The organism is Acinetobacter sp. YH01021 (assembly GCF_013420255.1).
Taxonomy (GTDB): Bacteria; Pseudomonadota; Gammaproteobacteria; order Pseudomonadales; family Moraxellaceae; genus Acinetobacter.
The window spans coordinates 1-2868 of record NZ_VOYO01000061.1; the positions used below are offsets into that span (position 1 = coordinate 1).

Genomic DNA, 2868 nt, shown 5'->3' on the forward strand with positions numbered 1-2868 from the left:
GAAAGACGTGATAGCCTGCGAAAAGCTCCGGGGAGGCGGCAAATATCCTGTGATCCGGAGATGTCTGAATGGGGAAACCCACTTACCATAAGGTAGGTATTGCAACATGAATACATAGTGTTGCAAGGCGAACGAGGGGAAGTGAAACATCTCAGTACCCTTAGGAAAAGAAATCAATTGAGATTCCCTCAGTAGCGGCGAGCGAAAGGGGAAGAGCCCATTAAGTCATATAAGTTCTAGTGGAACGCTCTGGGAAGTGCGACCGTAGACGGTGATAGTCCTGTACACGAAAGGGCTTATATGATGATGTCGAGTAGGGCGAGGCACGTGAAACCTTGTCTGAATATGGGGGGACCATCCTCCAAGGCTAAATACTCCTGACTGACCGATAGTGAACCAGTACCGTGAGGGAAAGGCGAAAAGAACCCCTGTGAGGGGAGTGAAATAGATCCTGAAACCGCATGCATACAAGCAGTGGGAGCCGGCTTAGTCCGGTGACTGCGTACCTTTTGTATAATGGGTCAGCGACTTATATTCAGTAGCGAGGTTAACCGCATAGGGGAGCCGTAGGGAAACCGAGTCTTAATAGGGCGTTTAGTTGCTGGGTATAGACCCGAAACCAGGTGATCTATCCATGAGCAGGTTGAAGGTTGGGTAACACTAACTGGAGGACCGAACCCACTGTCGTTGAAAAGCCAGGGGATGACTTGTGGATAGGGGTGAAAGGCTAATCAAACTTGGTGATAGCTGGTTCTCCCCGAAAGCTATTTAGGTAGCGCCTCGGACGAATACCATTGGGGGTAGAGCACTGTTTCGGCTAGGGGGTCATCCCGACTTACCAAACCGATGCAAACTCCGAATACCAATGAGTACTATCCGGGAGACAGACTGCGGGTGCTAACGTCCGTAGTCAAGAGGAAAACAATCCAGACCGCCAGCTAAGGCCCCAAAATTATAGTTAAGTGGGAAACGATGTGGGAAGGCATAGACAGCTAGGAGGTTGGCTTAGAAGCAGCCACCCTTTAAAGAAAGCGTAATAGCTCACTAGTCGAGTCGGCCTGCGCGGAAGATGTAACGGGGCTAAAACTATATGCCGAAGCTGCGGATGCATAATTTATTATGCGTGGTAGGGGAGCGTTCTGTAAGCCGATGAAGGTGGATTGAGAAGTCTGCTGGAGGTATCAGAAGTGCGAATGCTGACGTGAGTAACGACAATGCGAGTGAAAAACTCGCACGCTGAAAGACCAAGGGTTCCAGTCCAACGTTAATCGGGGCTGGGTGAGTCGACCCCTAAGGCGAGGCCGAGAGGCGTAGTCGATGGGAAATTGGTTAATATTCCAATACTTCTGTGTAATGCGATGAGAGGACGGAGAAGGTTAAGTCAGCCTGGCGTTGGTTGTCCAGGTGGAAGGTTGTAGGCATGTATCTTAGGCAAATCCGGGGTACTCTATGCTGAGAACTGATAGCAAGCTGTACTTGTACAGTGAAGTGGCTGATACCATGCTTCCAGGAAAAGTCTCTAAGCTTCAGTTACACAGGAATCGTACCCGAAACCGACACAGGTGGTCAGGTCGAGTAGACCAAAGCGCTTGAGAGAACTCTGCTGAAGGAACTAGGCAAAATGGTACCGTAACTTCGGGAGAAGGTACGCTGTTGTCTGTGATAGGACTTGCTCCTTGAGCGGCCGACAGCCTCAGAAACCAGGCCCCTGCAACTGTTTATTAAAAACATAGCACTCTGCAAACACGAAAGTGGACGTATAGGGTGTGATGCCTGCCCGGTGCTGGAAGGTTAATTGATGGGGTTAGCGTAAGCGAAGCTCTTGATCGAAGCCCCAGTAAACGGCGGCCGTAACTATAACGGTCCTAAGGTAGCGAAATTCCTTGTCGGGTAAGTTCCGACCTGCACGAATGGCATAATGATGGGGGCGCTGTCTCCAGCAGAGACTCAGTGAAATCGAATTCGCCGTGAAGATGCGGTGTACCCGCGGCTAGACGGAAAGACCCCGTGAACCTTTACTGCAGCTTGACATTGAACTTTGATCTTACTTGTGTAGGATAGGTGGGAGGCTTTGAAGTCGCGACGCTAGTTGCGATGGAGCCGTCCTTGAAATACCACCCTGGTAATATTGAGGTTCTAACTCTGTCCCGTTATCCGGGACGAGGACCATGTCTGGTGGGTAGTTTGACTGGGGCGGTCTCCTCCTAAAGAGTAACGGAGGAGTACGAAGGTGCGCTCAGCGTGGTCGGAAATCACGCGTAGAGTATAAAGGCAAAAGCGCGCTTAACTGCGAGACCCACAAGTCGAGCAGGTACGAAAGTAGGTCTTAGTGATCCGGTGGTTCTGTATGGAAGGGCCATCGCTCAACGGATAAAAGGTACTCTGGGGATAACAGGCTGATACCGCCCAAGAGTTCATATCGACGGCGGTGTTTGGCACCTCGATGTCGGCTCATCTCATCCTGGGGCTGAAGCAGGTCCCAAGGGTATGGCTGTTCGCCATTTAAAGAGGTACGCGAGCTGGGTTTAGAACGTCGTGAGACAGTTCGGTCCCTATCTACCGTGGGCGTTGGAAATTTGAGAGGATCTGCTCCTAGTACGAGAGGACCAGAGTGGACGAACCTCTGGTGTACCGGTTGTCACGCCAGTGGCATCGCCGGGTAGCTATGTTCGGAAGGGATAACCGCTGAAAGCATCTAAGCGGGAAGCCTACCTCAAGATAAGATTTCCCCGAGACTTTATGTCTCCTAAAGAGCCGTTGAAGACTACGACGTTGATAGGTTGGATGTGGAAGCATAGTGATATGTGAAGCTGACCAATACTAATTGCTCGTGAGGCTTGACTATACAACACCCAAACAGTTGTTGTA

The 2868-nt window shown here is 50.7% G+C and carries 1 rRNA gene; it reads left to right on the plus strand.

From position 1 onward, the window contains the following. A 23S ribosomal RNA gene (locus tag FTT86_RS15745) occupies nt 1-2845 on the plus strand; the annotation flags it as partial. Nucleotides 2846-2868: the final 23 nt, after the last annotated feature.